This is a genomic window from Lysinibacillus sp. JK80, from assembly GCF_027557635.1.
GTDB classification, from domain to species: Bacteria; Bacillota; Bacilli; order Bacillales_A; family Planococcaceae; genus Lysinibacillus; species Lysinibacillus capsici.
The window spans coordinates 1,001,988-1,024,682 of the sequence record NZ_CP058997.1 but is presented as its reverse complement, the minus strand read 5'-3'; the positions used below and the strand labels follow the sequence as shown (position 1 = coordinate 1,024,682).

Genomic DNA, 22,695 nt, shown 5'->3' with positions numbered 1-22,695 from the left:
CGTGGTCCACCTTGGTTCAATAACAACGATCTTACTTATAAAAGGAGCGATGTAAATGATTGGACCAAGAAAAAAGACAAGTGATGAACGCATGCAGATTGCCCATTCGATTGCGCAACAAGTTCTCGCAAAATATGGAGGAAATGTTCGAGCAATTGGTATTTATGGCTCGTTGGCTAGAAAAACGGATGGTCCGTTTTCCGACATTGAGCTTAAGTGTATCTGTCATCAATTAGAGCACAGCTATAGCTATGAATGGACAGCAGGAGATTGGAAGGCAGAGGTCAATTTCGATCAGGCAGAAGTGATTATCGAAGAGGCAATAACGGTTGAGGAAGATTGGCCATTAACAAATGGGAAGTTTTTCGATTTACAGCCACTTTACGATCCTACTGGCTTTTTTCTAGAACTCAAAGACAAAGCGGCCACTGTGGAGAATGCCCGATTTAAGGAAGCAATTTGCAAAACCATTGTAGAAGAAATGTATGAATACATGGGGAAATTAAGGAACATAGCTGTTCAGGGTCCCACCACATTTTTGCCGATACTGGCGATGAAAATAGCGATGACTGGTGCCATGATAGTAGGATTACACCATAGGCAGTGCTATACAACATCTGCACAAGTATTACCTGAGGCTTTAGCGATGGATGATCAGCCACACGGGTTAAAAGCATTAGCTGAAATGGTCATGACAGGCAATCTAACGATTCCTCAGCAAATCATAGCTGCCTGTGAAAACTTTTGGCAAACACTTCTCCAATGGACAACTGAAAAGGGTTATCAGATTAAATGCTCTAAGGAGATTCCTTGGTAATTTTTTATAGACCTTTACTTTTGTAGTATAAGGTGCTATAATAGAACACGTGCTATTTTAGGTAGCATATTTCCGTAATCTGGCATTCTGCTTTTTGTTTTTGTAGATACTTATTCACACTGGCGCATGCTTTGGGGCTGCAAGGACGCAAAAGATGGTAGGGTTTGCGTTGCTTAAGTTAGAAGGCACACAGTGGAATTTTACCGCGGTGATGAAACGAATCTGGTTTCAAGATAATATTCCCCAGACGATTGGGTTGAGACTTTTACAATTTACGAGAATGTTACCTATAAATACTAAAGGGGTAGTTTCGCAACAGCGAGGCTGCCCCTTGTCTAATTTTAAGGCCTGTCATGTCCAACCATGACAGGCCTTTTTGGTATACATTACCGTTTACTCTCTTCCATAAATAAGTGATAATAAAAGCATGAATTTTAGTAAAAATCTAAATTCTGCATTAAAAATCAGAAAAATCAAAAAGGTGAGGGATGTCAATGGGAAATATCGACACACTATCGACGAATGTCGTGACACAATTAGAAGAAATGGCTAAACGGCAAGACAATATGGATCTGCTAGTATCACGCTATTGCCAAGAAAGACTGCTTTATCGCCTATCCGTATCCTCCTATGATGATCAATTTTATCTAAATGGGGATCTACTATTATTTGCTTTAACAAATGGATTGGTGAAGCCTTCCAAAGAAGTCACGCTGACTGCGCAAGCAAGCGTTCATCAACACGATATAGTGAAACAGGCCTTTTATGAAATTTGTTCACTAGCAATACCAGCGGATGGCATTGAATGGAATGCACAGCTGATCGAATCGTCCATATCGAGTGACAATATTCAACTAAGCATACCAGCTACATTGGGCAAAATGACTGTATACATAGAAGTTAGGATTACCTTTAAAGAAAACATGCGAATAACACCAAAGGCCATTAATTTTCCAAGCTTGCTAGACAATAAGGCTGCGGTGGTTTATACATATCCAACAGAATTCGTACTGGCACAAAAATTTATCGAAATTTACCAGTACCCAGCATTAGAAAAGACTGAAAAAACAATAAATGAAGTACAACAATTGCTACAAACGCAAACTATTGAAGGACGAAGATTGCAGGCGTATATTGTGGACTTATTTGATCGTCATCATTTTACAATCGAGCTAACTTCTACACTCGAGATGACAGGGATTCTGAAACAATTCTTTATCCCTATTTATGAAGCGATTTTGGCTGAGGACGAATTTTTCAAGCAATGGAACAATCGAGCTTGGCAATGAAGAGAGGGACCCGCAAATCATCTACGGTTTGCGGGTTTTTGCATGGCTATTATTCAGTAATTTATTAGGGAGATACATTTGTATGTCTCATGAATGGTTTCTTCTTTTTATTAAAATGTAGCTAAAGTGTATGTGTTGCACGAATAGATAAAGTTGAATCGTATTATGTCATGAAGGAGGTTAGGTGAAAAATATGATAAAGTTTGCTGGCTTAAGTGTGCAAGAAATTGTTCAAACATATAGTGACACCCTCATACGAATTGCTGTGCAACAGACCAAAAATATGGCTGAGGCGGAGGACATTGTGCAGGAGGTTTATATGACACTGATGAGGCAGAACAAGCCCTTTGCTCATGAAGCACATTTAAAGGCTTGGCTCATAAAGGTGACATTTAATAAGTGCAAGGATTATTTTAAGTCCTCACGTGTGAAGAAGACGGTACCCATTACAGACGAAATGGCCTTTATTGCAAAAGAGGAGCAGATGGTTCTTACTGAAATTTTTGAGCTTCCTTCAGAAGAGAGAGTCATTGTTTATTTACATTATTACGAGGGCTATACAACTGCAGAAATTGCTGATTTATTAGAGATCAACGTAAATACAGTAGGCTCAAAGCTCAGAAGGGCACGAATGAAGCTGAAAACGATTCTAGAAGAGGGGAGCAAAGTATGATGAATGCTTATAAGAATGTGATGAAGCAGATTCATGCTTCTGAGGAATTTAAGCGTAAGATGCAGGAAGAGATGATGAAATATGAAAAGAGGTCCTTTATGAAAAAAGTAAGAATTAGTGTTGGAAGCTTAGTAGCCTGTGCAGTGATTGCTGTCCTTGCTATGGTAAATATAAATCATGATACACCAATTGATTTGACGGAGAGAATTGTTGCGGACCATTCAGCTCCTGCGGCAAGTGCGCTAGTAAATATCGAAGGGACCATTACGGAAGTAGGAGAAGATGGGCTGAGCTTTACATTGGATAACGGTATGGAAGTAGTCGTGACAGAGAAAACCAAAATAGGAATAGATGGACCGACAGCACCACCTAAGGAGGAACAGCTATTTGAGCCTACTTTTAGAGTAGGTAATTTAATTGGCGGCTATACAGAAGATACCTCCTCAAATCCAGTTCAGGCTGCTGCCATTTATACAAATTGGAATTTTGAACATCCAATACGATAAAGATTTAGATGCGCAAAAAAGAATTTCCGAGGGGAGATTCTTTTTTTATAGCTTCTGGTTAACTATTTATTCCTTTTTTATCCTAAAAACGAGATTGAATAATACTATTTATAAAGAAATGATTATTTTTATACAAAAAAGTATTGTCTAAAGAGAATATTGTCACTATAATTTACGTAATAGTCTCACATTTCCGAATTGCGAAAAATAATACGCATTATGGAAAAAATATCATACTAGGGGGATGGGCTATGAAAAGAAATTTAATGGTGTTGCTTACAATTATGGCAGCTTTCACGCTAGTTTTAGCGGGTTGCGGCTCGAAAGACAATACATCATCAGGTGATGGAGATAGTAAAAAAGTTTATAAGGTAGGTACTGAGGCTACATTTGCACCTATCGTATCTCTTGATGATAAAGGGAATATTGTAGGGATTGATGTGGATGTGTTACAAGCAATCGCGGATGAAATGGATTTTGAAGTGAAGTGGGAAAGTATTGGTTGGGAGCCTGTATTCCAAACAATTAAAAATGGTGAAACAGATATTGGTGGTGCAGGGATTACAATTACGGACGAGCGTAAGGAAACATTTGATTTTACTGAGCCGTACTACGAATCTCAATTATTAATCGTGGTGAAAGAAGATTCAAAGATCCAATCATTGGATGAATTAAAAGATAAAAAGATTTCTGTACAAATTAATGCTACTGGTCATATGGCTGCCAAGAAGCTACAGGGTGAATCTAGTCCCAACATTTTTGCTTTCGAAAATCAACCAATTGCTATTCAAGAGATGCTGAATGGCAACGTAGAAGCGGCGATTGGAGATAATTCAGTTGTTTATGAATATATCAAGGCACATCCAAATGACAAAATCAAAGTAATTAAAGATGATTCCTTCGAAAAAGAATACTATGGTTTCATGGTTCAAAAGGGGAACAAAGAGCTTTTAGATAAGTTAAATGAAGGCCTTAAAAAGATTAAAGAAAACGGTAAGTTAAAAGAAATTACAGGTTCAGACTTTTAGTAATAAATAAACCGTAGAAGCTCACCTCAAGGGGAGTCTACGGTTTATTTTTTAGGTGCTAGTCTTGCGCTTCAGCAACTGTTTTGACCCGTTCTAAAAATTGTACGACTACTTTGTCCGATGCAAACAATAAAAATAATTTGACGAACCATTTTAACGCATTATTTGTTACGGAATAAGTAAAGGAAGTCTCTGTTTCATTTATTTTATTTAATTCATAGTAAGCCGTAATTTCAAACAAATTAGCGAGTACAAAGCCTACTTTCAATATTTTTTTATCAGGTGTATTCGAATATTCCAATGTTTCTACATCATACGTTTCGATACGTTTTCCTTCTTTATATTTTTGGCGATAAATACTGCCAACCCCTTCTTCTGTTACTTTTACAGGCTTGTTTTCAATTACCTGTGGCATAATCTTCTGCATATCAGCTAAAGAGCCATCAAGTAATTTCCAAACGTTTTCGATGGGGGCATTTATGTTTATAGTCTTTGTCCATGTTTTCATCCAAACACCTCTACTTTCAAAATTACTTATCTATGCTGTAAATTAAACTAATTAATAAATGTAAGTATACTAAATTTTAACGGTAGCCACATGATTATTAACATTTGAGGAGATAAGGGAGAGAAAAACAAAAAAAGATTGAAGCCAATGTAGCTCCAATCCTTCTTATTTACATATTCATCCTATTAATGGAATAGCTATGTGTTAGTTTTCATCTTTTATTTTCCAATCGTTATAAACGATATCTTGAAGTACATTTTTCAGTTGTACAAATTGCTGCTCTGAGATATTAGATTGCTTCATCACTTGGCGGGACACTTCAGGTAGTTTCCTTCTTACATCTACGCCTTCCTTGGTTAAATATATTTTCATTAATCGTTCGTCCTCCTTAGAACGTTCACGACAAATGTAATTCTTTGCCTCTAATTTTTTTAACAACGGTGTTAATGTTCCTGAATCTAAAAATAAACGTTGGCCCAATTCTTTCACCGTTATCTGTTCGTTTTCCTCTAAAGCTAATAAAGTGATATAGCCTGTATAAGTAAGATCGTAAGGCTTCAATAATAATGTATATTGCCGAGTGATTTCCTTAGATGTTGCATACAAAAGAAAGCACAGCTGATTATCTAAATGATTAGGCATAAAAATCCCCTCTTAAAGTTCTTCTACTACCATTTATATTAAAAATAAAGTTCCTACTTGTCAAACGCAATTAAATTGTGTACAATTCAATTTGTAAAAATTAGATTGTATGCAATTTAATTAATAACAAAAGATAAGGGGTTTTCAGTTATGAAAGAATTATACGCAACTACAATGATTAATGAAGGTGGCCGTAGTGGCACATCCTATGCAGAAGATCAATCTTTATCATTAAAAATTGCACCACCAGGCTCCAAATTAGCGGATGTTACAAACCCAGAACAATTATTTGCGGCTGGCTATAGTGCTTGCTTTAATAGTGCATTAGATTTAATCAAACGCCAAAAGAAACTAAAAAATGCATCAACCATTAAAGTAACAGTGAAATTAATGGAGCAAGCTTCTTTTGACTATGTGCTTGCAGTGGAAATCGAAGGGCATATTGAAGGACTAGCAGTGGAGGAAGCACAGGAATTATTAGAGGTCACACATACGGTATGCCCATATTCAAAAGCAACAATGGGCAATATTAATGTAACAATAAAAGCAGTTTAAATTGTGAAAAGAGGGAAACTACATGTTATCAACTACACCATTAAAACAAATTATGCAAATGCGTAAATCTGTTCGTAAATACAATGCAGAGACTAAAATTCCGCGTGAAACAATCATGCAGCTGCTGCAGGATGCTACTTCAGCACCTTCTTCAAGTAATATGCAGCCATGGCGCTTTCTTGTCATTGATGATAAGGAAATTCAGAAGAATATCAACTTCTTTTCATTTAATCAAGAGCAAATCGAAACAGCCTCTGCCATTATTGCTGTCATTGGTGATATAGAGATGTATGTAAATGCTGAGGAAATCTATGCAAAAAACGTGGAGCTGGGCTATATGCCAGAACCAATTGCCAATAAGCTTGCACAAGATGCGCTGACAATGTATGGTTCAGCACCAACAAAAACATTAGAAAATATCGTACACTTTGATGCTGGCTTAGTATCGATGCAAATCATGCTATTAGCGAAGGAAATGGGCTATGATACCGTTCCGATGGGTGGGTTTGATAAAGCAAAATTCGCGGAATACATGGAATTACCAGCAAATGAAATTCCTATTTTATTATTAGCCATTGGTGAAGCGGCAGCCCCAGCATATGGTTCTTCACGCCTACCAATAGACCGCATTGTTCGTTTTAATAAATAGTTTCAAGCAATGTCCTTGATACACTTGAGGACATTGCTTTTTTAAAGATTTTTTAGGAGGGAATAGGATGTCTTCATTAACTTTTATTTTAAGCTTAGTCGTAGCAGCTGAGCATTTGTATATTATGTATTTAGAAACGTTTGCAACTACTTCTAAAAGAACAGCAAAAACATTTAATCTGTCTGAAGAAGCGTTAGAAAATGCAAATGTTCAAGTTCTTTTCAAAAATCAAGGCGTTTATAATGGTCTGATTGCGATCGCCTTATTGTATGGATTATTTTTGTCACATCAGCAAACTGAAATTGTTGCCATTTTTTTAATCTTTGTAATCATTGTTGCTTTGTATGGTAGCTTAACAAGCTCTAAATCGATTCTATTAAAACAAGGTGGACCTGCTATTTTAGCACTTATTAGTTTATTTTTCTAAAGGAATCTCTACAATAATAAAAAGATTGAAGTTAATGTAAACTTCAATCTTTCCTGCACACATATTCTAATGCGCGTCGCACATTTTTTACCTCAGTTGGCCACAAAGAAATTCAATAGCAAAACATTGATAACACGACGTAATGCATAAGAAAAGTTCGTATTATGCATGTTGATTAAATTAGTCCGTACATTAAATATTAACAAAAGTAATGATTTATCAACGTTAAAGAATCCGAGGAGTTGCAACAACAGACGTTATCTCTGTTCTAATGGAAGTATAGTGGAAGACTTATATAATTGTGAGCAAAGATTTCTTTTTAAGGAAGGAAGATAATTAGCTTACGTCTAATATACAGATTGTCAAAAACTTTATTAACAGTCAAAAAGATATATATTGTGATGATTGTCTCTCTGAAAAATTGGATATTAAACCAAGTCAACAAATCAATCAAATTTGTAATAAGTTAAAAAAACAGGTCTTTTATAAAGAGAGGTTAAACAATGTTCTTCTTGCGCCAAAGATAGAATTTAGGTAGAGTTTTTCATAACATCCTAACTTTTTAATAAAGGGGTAAAATAGATGATGCTTAAAAATAGAAAAGTAATAGTAACAGGTGCAGCTTCTGGTATAGGAAAAGAAATTGTTAAACAATGTTTAGATGAAGGTGCTTCAGTACTTGCTTGTGATATTAATGAAGATGCCTTAAGGGAATTAAAACAATCAATGAAAGTCCCCTCAGATTTGTATACATATCAATTAGATGTAAGTATTTATGAAGAAGTAGTCAATTTTTTTGGAAATTTGGAAAGAGAACATTGTGATGTAGATAGTTTAGTTAATAATGCAGGGATTTATTTGGGTAAGAATATACTGGATTATCAAACCGAGGAAATTGATAAAGTCATAGATATAAACTTAAAGGGATGTATTTATTTTTCTCAAATGTTCGGGAAATATCTACTTCAGAGCGAACGTAAGGGAGTCATCGTGAATATGTCTTCTGTATCAGGTATGGAAGGCAGTTCAGATGCAATATATGGACTCTCAAAAGCTGCTATATTGGGATTAACTAAAAGCTGTGCAGTGAATTTCTCACCATACATCAGAGTTAATGCCATTGCCCCTACAATGGTAAACACTCCTATGATGGATGCAATACCTATTTGGAGAAAAGAGGAATATTTAAATCATCAGCTCATCGATACACCTGTAATGCCTGAAGATGTTGCTGATACTGTTATTTTCCTCTTGTCAGATAGATCAAAGCATTACACAGGTGCGACATTTGATATTAATAATGGTGGATATCTAAGGTAGTTCAAAAACTTATTCAACTGTTTTGCCAAACTAATTATTTACTCAGAAATTTGACGCTTTTCTCAAATAAGGAAAGCGTCTTTCCTCATGGAAATAAAACAAATGGTATGTTGAGTTGTTTATTAGAAGTTATTCAATGAAAGGAATCGTTACATAATGATTTTTGATTAGGGAGGGGTTAGTTCTGTTGATCAAAATGTAGTTCGCCAGACGAAGAGGCTTGGTGCTCAAATATTAATGCCATTTTGAAGAATCACTTTCAGAAGTAATACATATAAATATGTACCCCTAGGTCAATGAAAAAGGTACTTTTGCAATGCAGAGACAAAAGTACCTGAAAACTTCTATATTAGGGTTTTAAAACCACTTTAATGCAACCTTCTTGCTTTGTATCGAATATTTCATAAGCATGTTTTGCTTTTTCGAGGGGGAGGACATGTGTAATGATATCACCGACATTCACTTTTCCTTCAGCCATTAAGTTATAGACATGGGGCATGATATGAACAACTGGAGCTTGTCCAGTACGAATCGCTACATTTCGTTGGAATATATCTCCAAGTGGGAAGGCGTTGTATCGACCGCCGTATACACCGGTAATTTGGATTGTTCCTCCTTTACGTACAGCTTGACTGGCTGTGACAAGGGCTCCCATAGCACCACCTTGAAGTTTTACGCCAGTTGCAAGAAATTCTAGAGGCGTCATTTTACCGCTCATCCCTACACAATCAATGACAACGTCTGCACCGCCCTTGGTAATCTCTTTCAAGTATTCACCACAATTTTCATGGTCTTCAAAATTAACGATTTCGACGTTATTTGTCTTCTTTGCATGTTTAAGACGATAGCCGATATAGTCAACTGCGATTACTCTTTCTGCTCCTTTCAACCAAGCAAATTTTTGTGCTAGCAGTCCAACAGGTCCGCAGCCAAGAATAATAACAGTATCTCCTTTCTTTACACCGGCATTATCTACACTCCAAAAAGCAGTAGAGGCGGCATCGGCAAGGAGAACAAGACTTTCATCAGGAACTTCTGATTTCTCTGGAATTTTGAAAGGGATAAAATTACCATAGGGCACTCGCATAAACTCTGCCTGTCCTCCTGGAAAACCGCCTGTTGTGTCTGAATAACCAAAGTAGGCACCCATTTCGCCATTATCGTTTGCATTATCACATTGACTTTCCAGATCATGATTGCAGTACCAGCATTCCCCGCATGCAATATTAAAAGGAATGACAATCCGGTCACCCTTTTTAACCTTCGTCACATCTTTTCCAACTTCTTCTACAATACCCATTGGTTCGTGACCAATGACATAATCTTGTCCAAGATTCGGAATCATACCATGAATCAAATGCAAGTCTGACCCGCAAATGGCAGTAGTGGTTAAACGAACAATAATATCATCGGCTTTTTTTATTTTAGGATCTTGTACTTCTTTAACCTCAACATTTTTTACACCTTGAAAAGTGACAGCTTTCATTTAAAAAATCCCTCATTTTCGTTTATTTTTTCGGTGGGGTAGGGAACATTCCTTTTCGATTCATATCTTTAGGGAATAAATCCAACTGGGCAATACTAATCGCATTTTCTGCTGATTTAATATCCAGTTCCTTTTGACCTGCAAGATCATAAGGTTTCAGCCATTCTTTTTTTACCATCAGTTCAGAAATTTCGAAATATAAATCGACCATGACATCCAGCTGAGTTCTCAAAATTTTCTGAAGAGCAGGAGAAGCTGTTTCTGTTAGGGCAATTGAAAGATTACGAATACCCGTTTTGGTTGTAAGTAAAAACTCAAGAGCAATCCCCGAATCAGTTAGTTCAGGCATTCCAACTGAATTTATAGGATCTAAATAGTCTTGCATACAATTGTCCTCCTAATATTCCAATTCCGATTTTGAGTAGAGCTTAACCATAGCAGTGAGTGCCGGGGTAGATAATTTTACATTTTTGTCCAATAACGCTCTTAAATCATCATCAAAGACCACACCTTGACTCAGCTTCGATTTAAGTAAACTAGTTGTCATAAAGTTAATGACTTCATGAAATTCCATGGTTTCATGAAGTGCTAATTTTTTCTCAAACACGTAATTCGCACCTCCATAATTTTCTTTAAAAAGTCTTCCCTGTAGCAAGTCTATTTATGCAGATTCGCATTGGATTAAATCTAAGACTATATTGATAGCTAGAATCTGATTTAAAGTTGAATTTCCTCCATTCTTTTCACTCAACCCATTTATTACATTACCTATGTGATGGAAGAAGGGAGCAACACTTTTATTTATACAAAATTGGTTAAAAAAAAAGGACCTTCAGTCTCTATAGCTGTCAGGTCCTTATTTTTTATACTATTTCATTTGTTTTTTAATATCTTCTACTTTGGTAAACCTCAAGACAACAAACAAGCCCAATACACTCTGGATATATCGCTTTTAGCTTCAATGGTTCATCATCTTTTGAATGCAACCATAAATTTGCTTAACACACCGCCAAGAATTATTAATATTATATTAGTCCCAACAAGCCAACTGTGTTCATGCATTACTATACATTGTAATGTAAAGAAAAATAAAAAACCCCCAAAAGACTGTATATAACAGGCTTTTGAGGGCTTTGTAGGGTACATATTACAAAATATAAAAATTAGTCCGTGAAACATAAAGATGATAAGTAACCTAACATTAATAAAAGACCAATACCCATTGCGATGCTCATGCTTTGTACCTCCTTTAAAAAAACGACACATTATTCATAAATATTGTACAATGAATTATAGAAATATGAAACCTTTTAATGGCGAGAACGTATATAATAATAGGAGAATTACCAATTTGTACATAAAGAGTAGGTGACAATAAATGAAAACGTGGGTTAAGAAAAGTATAGTCATCATGGTTGCGTTTTTAACATTTGGTTTAATAACGCCTACACATGAGATTTGGGAAGCATTTGATCAAAATCCTTCGAACCGTGCATCTATCGGCCCTTCATCAGGGACAAGCACTGCTTTAGCGGCTGAGCATGATGACAGCAGTGACGAGCAGCTACAGATACAAGAGGAAGCGATTGATTATAATGCCTTACTGGTGGATGCAGCTAGAGAACAATCGTACATAAAATTTGGCACAAAAATTGGTCCAAAAATTAGCAATGAATTCGACAGCATCATCTTCCCTAAAATGGAGGAAGCCATTGCAATGACAGTAGCTAATCTTGATGATCAAACTGCTGCATCTTTAACCATCTCTGAAAGGCCAAGTGGTAATTACGGTGAGAAAATTTTCAATGTCATCAACAATGAAACAGGCACAGATTTAATTCGTTTCCATGTGCGTACAGAAAAAAGACCGCAGGAAGGCTACTACTACAACTTCCATTACCACAGTGTCGAGGACAACTTCATGGCACACAACAACCTTGGCGATATCTATTGGGAAAAAAACACACCACCTAAGTGGTTGTCATAATAAGTACGAAACACTCGTTTACATGACGAGTGTTTTTTTGTGAATATCTCAGCGTTTGTAAAATGTCATTGAGTTATAACTTTTAATTTTTCAGAGTGGGGGAGGTAGGGGAAAGCATGTACCCTAAAAAGTACCCCAAACTCTTAAGTTTTTGATTTTCTTAGATTTATCAATTGAATTGTAGCGATAGCTGATATCAATAGCTACATTGAGCACTCTCGATTGAAGGTGCTTTCCATCAATATGAACAGGACTTTTGTTTATGATTGATTACCCTATATGCAAGTCCTTTTGTTATGCTTTCACAGCCTCTCCCGTAACTCCACATAGGGCTTTATAGCACCATTTAGAGAACCATATAAAAGAAAGGTGACTTTTATAGTCACCTTTTCACTTATAGATAGCAATTTATTTATTGAATATTTGCTCATAACGGTGGAAGAATGCCACAGCGTGCGCTCTTGTTAGAGAATCATTTGGTTTAAACTCTGCATCCGTTTTAGTAGTTGTTAAGTCGAAGTCACGTAGAAACTGGATGGCTTCTGGCTGAGAAACTGTTTTTCCATAATGCATAGATGCTAGGATACGAGCAAAATTACCACGTGTGATGTCTTTGACTGCATATACCTGTTTAGATGCTGATATACCACCAAGCGTTGGTAGAGCGTACTTACTTGCTAGTTGATAGTTTACATCTGCACTCCATGAAGAACTAGGTTTTGTTGAAGCTAATTCATCAGACTTAAAGTAACGAAAAAGTACAGATAACATCTGATTTTCTGTTAAATTCGTGTTTGGTTTCAGTAAGTTTTCGTATTTCTTTGTTGCAGGGTTGTATACGTTTGGATAACCGCTGATAAGTCCTTTGTTTACTGCCCATTGAAAATCCTCTGCCCAGTACTGGTCTGCCTTGTAATCAGCGAACTTTGATACATCTATACTACCTACTGGAGTTGTAGGAGTTGTAGGTGTTGAAGCTGAGTAGTTTAAATAACTTGATGCTACATACCCCTCTGTCCCGTCATTTCTTTTCACAGGATACCAAACAAAATGGTTTTTCTTTGTTGATACGGCTTCATATTCAAAAGGACCCGTAATAGTAACAATTTCGCCTTTACGTAAAGTACCCATAGAAGGACTATCCGTAGTAGGTTTTGTCCTAACTGTTACATTAGTTGTTGCATTAACTTTTTGATTTGTTTTAAAAAAGTACTTTGATTTTGTTAATGGTAAATCAAAATCATAGTTCATCACTGAAAATTTAATATTTTCCCTGCTGTTAGAGTCATATTGAAAATGTTCGCGTGTAAAAGGCAGCTCTGTTAAGTCTATTAATTCTAATCTCTCAATAATTCGGAGAATTTTTTCTTGATAGGCATTTGCATTTCTTTCCCCAGTTGCTTGGACAAATGGACTATTTACCGGCTTAGTACCGTTATAAGCCATGATAGCGAAGTACCAATGTTCCAATATATCTCTTTTCCCACCGTTGATGCTAGGCAAATCCTTCCGCTTAAACATATCATCTAGAGTCTCCACACCAGCTCGAATATTATAGACAATATCGCTTTTTAGTCTATCTTGATTGTAGCCAGCTTGATTGGTAATTTGCATAATGCCAATTCCATTATCAGCTGTCACAATCGCTTTACCATTCATATCGAAATGACGCCAATTTCCACTTTCACCTTCCGCTATTGCCTTCACAATTTCAGGAGGAACATTATAACTCAGTGCTGTTTCGGTTAACAAACAGTTCATTGTGGAATAATCAGGGTTGACCTTCGATGCCGAATCATACTTACATGTATTTGCAATATCATTAGCTAATACATTTTTATCTATATTTATAGTTAGAGAGAGGGCACCAATGACAATACCACTAATCAATGGTTTCAATATCTTTTTCATATCTGGTTATTACACTTCCTTTCATATTTTCCAAAGTTAAAAGATTCAGATATGTGTTATCATAAACCCAATATTTGGGATAGGGGTAATATTCAATGTTTCTTTCATTTAACAGGGTAGAGTGATAAATGATAGCCCTAACATATGATTCGGGGAAAGGGGTGTTAGTGTAACAAAATCTGTCATTTGGAGTATATGTATCAGTAAGTCAGCCGAATCTGCTTCTACGGGTTTTTATATTCATGCAGATAATAGTAGGTGGAGTCGTAAATATGGTGACAAATTATAAAGAAGTAAAATACAACGTTGCTGTAAAATTTTTCCAATAACTTATAAAAACTATCCATAGGCTGATAGAACTTATGAAAAAATATTATATGAATACTAAAAAATAAAAAGATGCAAAAGAAGATTTGGTTAATACCCTCATCTTCTTTTGTGGAGGAACAAATATGATAAAAAGATCAATTTTGTTATTTTTAGTTACTTTCCTTCTGTTAACTGGGTGCAATGAACGAAATCAAGACAATATTTCTTTCCCTGTATTTAATTGGAATGGTCATAATTATATTGTTACTAATGAACCGATCCCAAATGATAAAATAGAAGAAAAAGTCGGAGAAATAAAAGAACAAACAACAGATTTACCTACAAAACACGAAGAGGGTTACAGGCTGAATACCGGAACGAATATATATAAAATAAGGGCTGTGGAAATTACGAATGATATTGATAGCAATATGGCGATAGAGATAGAAGGTGAATATAGAGTAGCGAGAATAATTGTTGACATAAAATAATAGTATTTAGCTTATGCCATTTGATGCTCATTTTTGGAGAAAAAGTTACACACCTATAATATTTTGATAAATTAAAGGATTCACATACACAAAAAAACTCAAACCATTTTTGTCTGAGTTTCAGTACAAAAGGTATTGGTTAAACGAAATATGCTGATTGATGAAACAGCTAAATGACTGGGATGGACTTAGTATTTATTAAAAGGAAAAATGTCATGGGCAAACTCCTTTCTTATGTACAAACGAATATGACCTAAAAAACATAAAATATTCTAATCGAAATAATAGAAGGGAGGATACATTTGTCTAATAATCATGGATTCAATAAGCTTTACAATGATTACGAGGGGTGTGAAGACTGTAAAAGTTTCTCCAAGTTTAGGGTTTCTAGTTGTCCCAATGTGCCAACTCAAGAAGAAGCAGTACAATTTATCCCAGCTTATGGTTCAATATATAACGTAGCTGGAGGAAATCCTACTATTGATCCAAATGTTAATTTCGACACAGTCGGACCTTCCAGTGGAACAACACCAAGTACAATTGATGATTCTATTACTGTTAATAGTCAAGGGGTATATACTGTTACGTTTACAATTGAATTAAGAGCAAGTTCAGGAGGAATATCGAATAATATTATTTTCCGCCTCTCTATAAATGGGACTCCTCTTGCAACAAAACAGATTGAATATCAAACCTTTGTAACTGCTGCTAATATTGAAGTAGATTTAGTATCAAGAACAGACCAATTAGCGTTAAACCAGGGTGATGTTATACGAGTTGCCATAGTAAGTTCAACGGGAGTCATAACTTATGATAATGCTGCATTGGTAGTAACAAAAGTTGCATAGGTTAAACAAATACAATGAACTATGCGATATAGTGAATTACGTTAATAAACGGTGTAAATTGATATTATTAAGTTTTATCAAAAGTATACGAAATACGCTAATCAAATTTCCATTACAAAATAAACACGTTCACTGTACGTGTATGTTGGAAACAAGTGAAAGACCACTCAATATTTAACCCCAATCTTAATAAACTTGCAAGAATTTAAAAAGCCTTAAAAACCTACACAGCACCTAAGTGGTTATCATACTAATTACGAAACACTCGTTTACATGACGAGTGTTTTTTGTGCGAAAAAACAATACTGAGAGAGGTAAGTGAAAGTATGTACACTAATAATTTTCTAAGATTGCATGGTCATAGAAGACATTTAACAGGAAATAATTATAGCCCCATCCTAAAATGCCTTCTGCCAGTATTTCAAAAGGCAAGGAAAAGGAAGAAATCAGTCGCTTGATGGAGGAATGTGGGATTGAATTTGTCTTTTCTTGCGCTTACCCGGGAAATTTTTTTATTGCCTAAACAAACATTTGAACATTTTGTTAAAGGGAGATAGGGGGGACTGACAAATGAAAGTACGACTCCAATTGATATCAAACTACTATAAGAAAAATAGCTACCTGTTAAGGCAGCCATTTATTATTCCGCAACATTGCCCATAGCAATAGAAATTCGATTCCAACTGTTAATTTGATTAATCAAGATAACCAAATCGACATAAGCCTTTTCATCAAAATGCTTGCGCACACGCTCATATAATTCATCAGGAACGCGTTTTTCTGGAATAAGCGTAATATGTTCCGTTAATTCTAATGCTACTTTTTCAGCATCTGAATAAAAAGTACATTCTCTCCAAGCGCTAATGCAGTATAAGCGCTGTTCAGTCTCTCCCATTTTCTTCGCATCAGCAGTGTGCATGTTGATGCAATAGGCACAGCCATTAATTTGAGAAGCTCTAATTTTAATAAGCTCACGAAGCTTTCTCTCAATACTACTTTTTTTAGTGTATTTTTCCATTTCCGTCATTATCTTCATATCATCTGGTGCAATTTCATAATAATTCATACGTTGTGTCATTGTGAATCCCTCCATTATTTATTAGCTAATTCAAACTGATAATTGATCCGCTTGATAAAGTGCATTTTGCAAGACATCTTCTGTATTCAATAAGGCTGTTCCTTGGACACGAAGAATATTAAAATCTTCTATTCCAAGAAAGGCAAACATTGATTTAAGGTATTTGTAAGAATACTCCACTTCGGTATACCAATCGCCATTTGTATAAATTGAACCACTTGCCTGAATGAGGATCATGCTCCTTCCATCATTTAATAAGCCCACAGAACCATTTTCCGTATATTTGAATGTTTCTCGCGCAATTAGAATGTTATCCATATAATCCTTTAGCTTTGAAGGAATATTAAAATTATGCAAAGGCATTACAATTAGATATTTATTGGCACTTTTAAATTGAACTAAAATTTCATTCATGCGTTCCAAAACTTCATTTTCTTCGTGTGTTAAAGGATCTCCATTTCGTGAATGTTCCCAGCCACTTAAAACAATTTTATCTATCATCGGAACAACGTCTTCATATAGATTAATTTGCTCAATTACTTCATCATCCTGTTTATTTTCTTTGTATGTCCCTAGAAAATGATCTAATACTTGAAGGCTCAAAGATGTCTTTGACTCCACTTCAGGGTGTGCATTTATCACAAGTAGTTTACGCATAAAAATCCTCCAGTTAAATAAAGTTGTTACTAATCGTCGATTAATTTAATCGTTGATTAATTTTGTCTACAATATACACTTTTCATTTTCGTTTGTCAAACTGATTCATTTATGTATAGCTAAAATGTGTTACTATCATGGTAAGCAAAATGTTTTAAGAGGGTGGAATAATGAAATATAGTGTGATGGTTGAATATGCCCTACACAGTCTTGTTTATTTAATTGATGTACCAAAAAATGAAAGTATAGGAATAAAGGATTTATCAGAATTTCAAGGATTATCGGAGACCTATCTTTCAAAAGTTTTAGGGAAATTGTCCAAGGAAGGCATTGTTAGCTCGGTATCTGGTGTAAAAGGGGGTTATCGACTCAATAGAAAACCTGCAGATATTACATTTTGGGATGTTGTGCGAGCTGTTGAAGGTGAAGATCCGATATTTCAGTGTAAGAATATTAAAGCGAATTTTGCTTATCAAAATAAAAAACCAAAGTGTGAGTCTTGTTCAAGTCAATCGAACTGTACGATCAATAGTGTCATGCTGGAAGCGGAAGAACACATGCGAAATTATTTAAGAAGCAAAACGATAGCGTGGTTAGAAGAAGAATTACTGCGGACTCTACCAAAGGAGCAAATAGAAGAAGCAAAAAAATTTTTTAAAAAAACAAATTGATAACTTGAATCGAATCATTTTGGATGTATGTAAATTCGGTTTACCTGAATGAAAATCTAAAGCGGGAATTTTATCCTGAAGGAATTAACCAAAATGGTGAAAAACAAAAAACCGGCAAGGATGCCGGCTGCGGATGTTGAATGAAAGCTATTTTGAATTATTTTCGTTAGCAAATTTACCAGAAGCAAATTTTTTGTTTGCTTCAGCTTGTTGAATTTGTTGTCTGATTTGGTTAACATCAGTTTCATTCCCAAATTCAACGTTCGTTGACTTCATTGCATTCATAGAACCAGAAGCCTGTTGCTTTTTAGCTTCAGCTTGTTGAATTTGTTGTCTGATTTGGTTAACATCAGTTTCATTCCCAAATTCAACGTTCGTTGACTTCATTGCGTTCATAGAACCAGAAGCCTGTTGCTTTTTAGCTTCAGCTTGTTGAATTTGTTGTCTGATTTGATTAACATCAGTCTCGTTCCCGAATTCAACATTCATTGAATTCATTGCGTTTGGAGCTGCATTAGGAATTTTTGAGTTGAAATTTTGGTTGTTGTTATTATTCGCCATTAAATATCACCTCCTGAAAAGTAGTGTGTGCAGAAGGTTTTTTACTATCCATACATTTTAGAAAAACCTAACCGATTTGGACTGGCACTACAGAGTGAGGACCTCTAGTATCAAATTTGCATAGTTTAAAAAATCTAGTTTTCCTAGTATAATTGTAGTAAGTTCGTTATTGTGTTTAGAGATTGGAGAAATGTATGAAAGATCGTAAACAAATCGTTATCGAATCAACATTACAATTATTTACTGAAAAAGGGTATCAGCATACATCGGTTCAGGATATTTTAGATAAGGCAAATATTTCGAAAGGTACATTTTATAATTATTTTTCATCTAAAAACGAATGCCTGAAAGCCGTATTAGAGCAAAATCGTCAAGAGCGAAATGTTTTAAAAGAGGAAATTTTAGTTGGTAAGAAAAAAGATGATGTAGACGTTTTAATTGAACAATTAATCGCCACATTAAAAATTAAAGAAAAATATAATTTAATGCCTTTATTTCGAGAAATCTCCTTTTTGCATGATGAAGAGCTGCAAGAAATTCTTGCGGAACATCGCTTTCATGAAATCACCTGGTTAAAAAACAGATTCTATGATATTTATGGAGAAGAAGGAAAGCACTATTATTATGAGTGTGCGGTCGTCTTTTTTGGCACCTTCCAATATTTATCTTTTTATTGGAATTTGGCTACTAATATGACGATAGATCTAAAAAAAGTGGTTACTCGGTCATTGAAATATGTAGAAAGTTTTCTGCCAGAAATGATTAAGAGTGGAGAAATTCTATTAGAGCCACAGGAAATGTTTTTATTAGAAAAGGATCTAGCCTATAAGTCCATTACTAGTAAAGAAATACAAGAGAAATTAGAGAAATTTTGTAAAAAAATCTCGACAATCGAACTTCCACAAAAATCACTCGAACTCTCTAGCTTACTTTTGGATGAAATGAAGAGAGAAACACCCCGCATGAGTGTTTTAGAGATCATGCTACAGCCATTTCGTGCTTCTTTTGCTGAAACGATTTATAAATATGAAGCTGAAGAAATAGCCAACCTTTTCTGGCTCTTTATGAAGATGAAAAACAGCAAGTCATAAATGAATGATTGAATAACTAGACCAGCTTTTTAGCATAAAGTTGGTTTTTTCTTTTGTATTCGCTGGCTATTAATACTAGTGAGGGCATTAAGTTTTTTCACTCTTTTGTCAGTGAATATTCGATACTTGGTGGAATCGTGTCATTTTTCATAAAGCGGAAATAATAAAAGTATACATTTCCCAACAATTATACTTTGTTCTATAATTCCTACCCAATTCATGTTGAAACCGTATTAAGACACAACAAGTAAGCTCACCATAGACGACAATACATTCTCGGTTTAAGTGAATTACTAATTCAGGAAGTGTTATAATAATTTTACAGATTTTGGAGGTGGAGAGAGCTGGTGAAGGAAATAAGAGAACTATGGATGATTACATTTAAAATATTTTTAGAATTAATAAGAATTATTATCCTTTTTTCCATTATTGGATGCGTGATGTGGGGAGGCGCCAGGCTTATTTATACCTCTTTTGGAATAAATGTTGATGGTTCATACGCTGGGTGGCTGGGGGGAATCGCCATATATAGTTTATTGTTTGTCCTCTATCGTAATAAACTGCAGTTTTCGGGATTTTATAATGGTCCATATCGCCAAAAATTATCCCCTACAACCACTACCATTTTTATTACGATTTCCGTTTTTTTATTAATACTGCCACTTTTTTGGCGTCCTCATTTTTAATATAGTTTCATTTGATACATAAAAAAGAATGAAAAGAGGGTTACTACTGTGAAAGAATGGAAGGATAGGGCAGAAGTATCTTTTGTCACGGATATTTCCCGATTCGATTACCTGAGACAGCAAATTCAAGAAGTGGCTGAAAAATTCAGTTTCAATCATCAGCAACTTGCGAAAATATTTGATTTACCAATGAATGAGCTGGATAGTTTATTGAATAACAAGGGCAGCATCACGACGGAGCAGCTAGATAAGATTGAACGAAAAATAGTTATGTTATGTGTTGGCTTTGAAGGCTTTGATGCAAGGGAAAGAGCCGCATTGCTTTTGAATGACCTCATTAAGGATTACATGTTTTCAACGGCTAGTGTCGCGAAAATGATTCATGTAGAGGAAAAGGACTTAATCGATTTTAGACAAGAGATATCGATCGATAAGAACGTAGAATTGAAAATTTGCGTGAATAGTATCATGCTTCATTTTGTATTACATGACTAATGACAAGCCCTGGTATTTTGGACTAAATCATTCACGAAGGATAAATAAAAAATCTTCTCTTCTTCGCTGACATTCTTCATCACTTCCACGATTTCCTTCATACATAGTAATGATGAGAACCACACACATTAACCTCAAAAAGTATGGGGGTTCCAAAATGAAAAGTGCCAATAAAGTGTATGTGCTTTTATTTATCGTAGTTTTCTCATTTTCTTCAACCGTATATGCAGAAGAAAATAAGGAAGGTATTCTTGTATACCATGTGAAATATGATTATGAAGCTATAAGTAAATTTTTGGGCATGACAGTGCAGGAATACGACCAAGAGTGGAGGAAAGGTCTTTCGATTGCAGAGATGGCGGAGAAAAAAGGAATTGCTAGAAGAGATGTAGAAGGCTATTTTTATCAATTTCATTATGAAGAAATGCAAAAATGGCGAAAAAAGGGTGTCATGTCGGAGAAACACTATTTCCATCTTGTGTACGGATTAGCCGATGAAATAGAGGAATTTATTGATCGTAATCCCAACCGATAACTTTTTCTAAACCCGAAAAGTTAATCTTTTAAAGTTAAAAGGCAGAAATGTTGTTTGCACAACATTTCTGCCTTCGTTCATTTATTTTTGTGTAATACGCTCGAAAAACTCCAGTGTTCTGTTCATATCCGTAACATGTTCATTGCATGTTTGACTATCTGCACAAATGTAATTACTGTGGTTGGTAAACGTGCCAACCACCTGTCCTTTAATGGACGTAGTAAATAAGCCTACATCTGAATGGCGATTACAGATAGCGCAAATGCCGCGAACGGTGTTATTGGCAAATATCCCTTTGATCCCTTTTAGCTGCCCATTTTGCTCAAGGACAACATACTTTCGATGTGTGCCAGCATCATCCCAAGCAAGATAACAAATTTGCTGAAAATCGAGTGCTTCTAGATTTGGTAGCTTGAGCTTCTTTTCTTTTTTAAATAATGCTTTAAGCGTACTAGCGGTCACCGGCTTGAACGGGATGACATATGGTTTTAATTGCTCTAAAAATGCATCACCTTGTGCACGATCTGTGACAGTAAAAAGCTGTTCAATCAGCATTGTTTCTGCTGCTGATAATGCTAATTTTGTCGTTACCTCCGTATCAACAAGGCCACGTACTGCTAGGATAACGTTTTTATCCTTTGTTGTTGTCAGTGCATGTAAAATTTTATTTAATTGCTGTTCTAGTAAATGATAGTTGGCAACCGTTAAAAACGGCTGAATTGTTTGTTGTTCCATTTGAAATCTCTCCTGTTTATTAGGCTATTTGATTACTTTTTGGCCTAAAGAGATCATTCAATTTCTGTTAGTTTATAACTTAATCTTGACCTCTTTGACCTAAAGAAGTCGTTCTAGAGCATGCATTACAAGTGAATGCGATCATTTAGATCCCTCCTTTAAAGGAAACGTTGATTTATATGGGTTTACATGAGGTTTTATAATAGGTTGAATTAAATAGGCAACCAATTTACATTAATTTGTTATAAATTATAAGTGTCTATAGATATAGTAACATGTGATTGCCCTAATTGCTCTTGAATTGTTTTGAAATTACTCCCTTTACAATGGTATAAGATGCAAAGGTTCATGCAAATTTATTAGACGAAATTGTTTGTCTATAATCAACATTTCCATCTTCATTATATGTAGGACACTATTTATTTTTCTTTTGATAGGCTAATTTTTGTAATTTTGATGTATAAGAATTAGGATTGTTTAATTAATTTTAATGAACTAATTATATTTCTACCATAAAAAAGAATAAAGTAAATTAGTGTAACATTTATAAAGAAATAAAGTATATTAAAGTTAATTTGAGTAATGCCATTTTTAGTAAATAGAGCAATTGCGGATGATAACTCATTCTCACCGATGTAACTTATAAAGGGGAATGGGGCTCCAAATTTGTTAGAACCAAAAGATGCAAAGAAAATGGACATTAAGCTCATTATAATGCTAATCCATAACAACGCCTTTTT

The 22,695-nt window shown here is 35.1% G+C and carries 27 protein-coding genes; 17 read left to right on the top strand and 10 right to left on the bottom strand.

Annotation, left to right across the window (positions count from 1 at the left end):
- Positions 1 to 55 precede the first annotated feature (55 nt).
- The 5 genes from HXV90_RS05385 (at position 56) to HXV90_RS05365 (ending at position 4,313) form a co-directional block, all read left to right on the top strand.
- Entirely contained in the window at positions 56 to 817 is a 762-nt protein-coding gene (locus tag HXV90_RS05385) for an ANT(4')-I family aminoglycoside nucleotidyltransferase (RefSeq protein WP_269898557.1), read from the top strand.
- Positions 818 to 1,311: 494 nt separating this feature from the next.
- Entirely contained in the window at positions 1,312 to 2,106 is a 795-nt protein-coding gene (locus tag HXV90_RS05380; protein ID WP_269898556.1) for a nucleotidyl transferase AbiEii/AbiGii toxin family protein, read from the top strand.
- Between the two features lie 193 nt (positions 2,107 to 2,299).
- Complete coding sequence (locus HXV90_RS05375; RefSeq protein WP_004228445.1) at positions 2,300 to 2,779, top strand: RNA polymerase sigma factor; 480 nt, start codon at positions 2,300 to 2,302, stop codon at positions 2,777 to 2,779.
- Positions 2,776 to 3,285, top strand: a complete 510-nt coding sequence (locus HXV90_RS05370) for a hypothetical protein (protein WP_269898555.1) — start codon at positions 2,776 to 2,778, stop codon at positions 3,283 to 3,285. Before HXV90_RS05375 ends, HXV90_RS05370 begins: the two co-directional genes overlap by 4 nt.
- Before the next feature lie 251 nt (positions 3,286 to 3,536).
- Positions 3,537 to 4,313, top strand: coding sequence for a basic amino acid ABC transporter substrate-binding protein (locus HXV90_RS05365; RefSeq protein WP_004228443.1), 777 nt, complete (start codon positions 3,537 to 3,539; stop codon positions 4,311 to 4,313).
- 58 nt (positions 4,314 to 4,371) lie between these two features.
- On the opposite strand, the gene HXV90_RS05360 is transcribed toward HXV90_RS05365, so the two are convergent.
- Entirely contained in the window at positions 4,372 to 4,821 is a 450-nt protein-coding gene (locus tag HXV90_RS05360; RefSeq protein ID WP_048394580.1) for an SRPBCC family protein, read from the bottom strand.
- A 204-nt stretch (positions 4,822 to 5,025) separates the two neighbouring features.
- Positions 5,026 to 5,463, bottom strand: coding sequence for a MarR family winged helix-turn-helix transcriptional regulator (locus HXV90_RS05355; RefSeq protein WP_054549302.1), 438 nt, complete (start codon positions 5,461 to 5,463; stop codon positions 5,026 to 5,028).
- A 150-nt stretch (positions 5,464 to 5,613) separates the two neighbouring features.
- Between HXV90_RS05355 and HXV90_RS05350 the strand changes: the two genes are divergently transcribed.
- From HXV90_RS05350 to HXV90_RS05335, 4 genes are all read left to right on the top strand, one after another.
- Entirely contained in the window at positions 5,614 to 6,018 is a 405-nt protein-coding gene (locus HXV90_RS05350; protein WP_004228436.1) for an Ohr family peroxiredoxin, read from the top strand.
- A gap of 22 nt (positions 6,019 to 6,040) precedes the next feature.
- Positions 6,041 to 6,667, top strand: coding sequence for a nitroreductase family protein (locus HXV90_RS05345; protein ID WP_066037868.1), 627 nt, complete (start codon positions 6,041 to 6,043; stop codon positions 6,665 to 6,667).
- Between the two features lie 67 nt (positions 6,668 to 6,734).
- A complete protein-coding gene (locus tag HXV90_RS05340; protein WP_066037869.1) occupies positions 6,735 to 7,094 on the top strand; it encodes a DUF1304 domain-containing protein in 360 nt (119 codons plus the stop codon).
- A 585-nt stretch (positions 7,095 to 7,679) separates the two neighbouring features.
- Positions 7,680 to 8,414, top strand: a complete 735-nt coding sequence (locus tag HXV90_RS05335; RefSeq protein ID WP_054549420.1) for an SDR family NAD(P)-dependent oxidoreductase — start codon at positions 7,680 to 7,682, stop codon at positions 8,412 to 8,414.
- Between the two features lie 349 nt (positions 8,415 to 8,763).
- On the opposite strand, the gene HXV90_RS05330 is transcribed toward HXV90_RS05335, so the two are convergent.
- The 3 genes from HXV90_RS05330 to HXV90_RS05320 are packed head-to-tail and all read right to left on the bottom strand — an operon-like array spanning position 8,764 to position 10,507.
- The gene (locus HXV90_RS05330; protein ID WP_269898554.1) at positions 8,764 to 9,900 is read right to left on the bottom strand and encodes a zinc-dependent alcohol dehydrogenase; all 1,137 of its coding nucleotides are present in this window, start codon (positions 9,898 to 9,900) and stop codon (positions 8,764 to 8,766) included.
- A 22-nt stretch (positions 9,901 to 9,922) separates the two neighbouring features.
- Positions 9,923 to 10,285: a spore coat protein gene (locus HXV90_RS05325; RefSeq protein WP_048394572.1), complete on the bottom strand. Its 363-nt coding sequence runs from the start codon at positions 10,283 to 10,285 to the stop codon at positions 9,923 to 9,925.
- Positions 10,286 to 10,297: 12 nt separating this feature from the next.
- Positions 10,298 to 10,507 carry a hypothetical protein gene (locus tag HXV90_RS05320; protein ID WP_016993944.1) on the bottom strand — a complete coding sequence of 70 codons (210 nt, stop codon included), beginning with the start codon at positions 10,505 to 10,507 and terminating at the stop codon, positions 10,298 to 10,300.
- Between the two features lie 771 nt (positions 10,508 to 11,278).
- Here HXV90_RS05320 and HXV90_RS05315 point away from each other — a divergent pair.
- The gene (locus HXV90_RS05315; RefSeq protein ID WP_036080766.1) at positions 11,279 to 11,887 is read left to right on the top strand and encodes a YpjP family protein; all 609 of its coding nucleotides are present in this window, start codon (positions 11,279 to 11,281) and stop codon (positions 11,885 to 11,887) included.
- Between the two features lie 408 nt (positions 11,888 to 12,295).
- Here HXV90_RS05315 and HXV90_RS05310 read toward each other — a convergent pair whose 3' ends face one another.
- Positions 12,296 to 13,798: an SH3 domain-containing protein gene (locus HXV90_RS05310; protein ID WP_269898553.1), complete on the bottom strand. Its 1,503-nt coding sequence runs from the start codon at positions 13,796 to 13,798 to the stop codon at positions 12,296 to 12,298.
- A 452-nt stretch (positions 13,799 to 14,250) separates the two neighbouring features.
- Between HXV90_RS05310 and HXV90_RS05305 the strand changes: the two genes are divergently transcribed.
- Together HXV90_RS05305 and HXV90_RS05300 are read left to right on the top strand one after the other, a co-directional pair.
- Positions 14,251 to 14,598 carry a hypothetical protein gene (locus tag HXV90_RS05305; RefSeq protein WP_048394556.1) on the top strand — a complete coding sequence of 116 codons (348 nt, stop codon included), beginning with the start codon at positions 14,251 to 14,253 and terminating at the stop codon, positions 14,596 to 14,598.
- Positions 14,599 to 14,900: 302 nt separating this feature from the next.
- Entirely contained in the window at positions 14,901 to 15,446 is a 546-nt protein-coding gene (locus HXV90_RS05300) for a hypothetical protein (protein WP_269898552.1), read from the top strand.
- 640 nt (positions 15,447 to 16,086) lie between these two features.
- Here the strand turns inward: HXV90_RS05300 and HXV90_RS05295 are convergent.
- Positions 16,087 to 16,524 (bottom strand): carboxymuconolactone decarboxylase family protein, encoded by a 438-nt coding sequence (locus HXV90_RS05295; RefSeq protein ID WP_269898551.1) that lies wholly within the window; start codon positions 16,522 to 16,524, stop codon positions 16,087 to 16,089.
- 30 nt (positions 16,525 to 16,554) lie between these two features.
- Positions 16,555 to 17,181 carry an FMN-dependent NADH-azoreductase gene (locus HXV90_RS05290; RefSeq protein ID WP_269898550.1) on the bottom strand — a complete coding sequence of 209 codons (627 nt, stop codon included), beginning with the start codon at positions 17,179 to 17,181 and terminating at the stop codon, positions 16,555 to 16,557.
- A gap of 170 nt (positions 17,182 to 17,351) precedes the next feature.
- Between HXV90_RS05290 and HXV90_RS05285 the strand changes: the two genes are divergently transcribed.
- On the top strand, positions 17,352 to 17,852 hold the full coding sequence (locus HXV90_RS05285) for an Rrf2 family transcriptional regulator (protein ID WP_269898549.1): 501 nt from the start codon (positions 17,352 to 17,354) through the stop codon (positions 17,850 to 17,852).
- 147 nt (positions 17,853 to 17,999) lie between these two features.
- Here the strand turns inward: HXV90_RS05285 and HXV90_RS05280 are convergent, their stop codons facing one another.
- Positions 18,000 to 18,413, bottom strand: coding sequence for a gamma-type small acid-soluble spore protein (locus HXV90_RS05280; RefSeq protein WP_066036862.1), 414 nt, complete (start codon positions 18,411 to 18,413; stop codon positions 18,000 to 18,002).
- Positions 18,414 to 18,607: 194 nt separating this feature from the next.
- Between HXV90_RS05280 and HXV90_RS05275 the strand changes: the two genes are divergently transcribed.
- The 4 genes from HXV90_RS05275 to HXV90_RS05260 all read left to right on the top strand — a co-directional run bounded on the left by HXV90_RS05275 (position 18,608) and on the right by HXV90_RS05260 (position 21,220).
- Positions 18,608 to 19,504: a TetR/AcrR family transcriptional regulator gene (locus HXV90_RS05275; protein ID WP_048394548.1), complete on the top strand. Its 897-nt coding sequence runs from the start codon at positions 18,608 to 18,610 to the stop codon at positions 19,502 to 19,504.
- A gap of 347 nt (positions 19,505 to 19,851) precedes the next feature.
- On the top strand, positions 19,852 to 20,190 hold the full coding sequence (locus tag HXV90_RS05270; protein ID WP_231595711.1) for a hypothetical protein: 339 nt from the start codon (positions 19,852 to 19,854) through the stop codon (positions 20,188 to 20,190).
- Positions 20,191 to 20,238: 48 nt separating this feature from the next.
- Positions 20,239 to 20,685, top strand: coding sequence for an HTH domain-containing protein (locus HXV90_RS05265; RefSeq protein ID WP_048394546.1), 447 nt, complete (start codon positions 20,239 to 20,241; stop codon positions 20,683 to 20,685).
- Positions 20,686 to 20,842: 157 nt separating this feature from the next.
- Positions 20,843 to 21,220 carry a hypothetical protein gene (locus tag HXV90_RS05260; protein WP_048394545.1) on the top strand — a complete coding sequence of 126 codons (378 nt, stop codon included), beginning with the start codon at positions 20,843 to 20,845 and terminating at the stop codon, positions 21,218 to 21,220.
- A gap of 81 nt (positions 21,221 to 21,301) precedes the next feature.
- On the opposite strand, the gene HXV90_RS05255 is transcribed toward HXV90_RS05260, so the two are convergent.
- The gene (locus tag HXV90_RS05255; protein WP_115674629.1) at positions 21,302 to 21,955 is read right to left on the bottom strand and encodes a FusB/FusC family EF-G-binding protein; all 654 of its coding nucleotides are present in this window, start codon (positions 21,953 to 21,955) and stop codon (positions 21,302 to 21,304) included.
- Between the last annotated feature and the right edge of the window lie 740 nt (positions 21,956 to 22,695).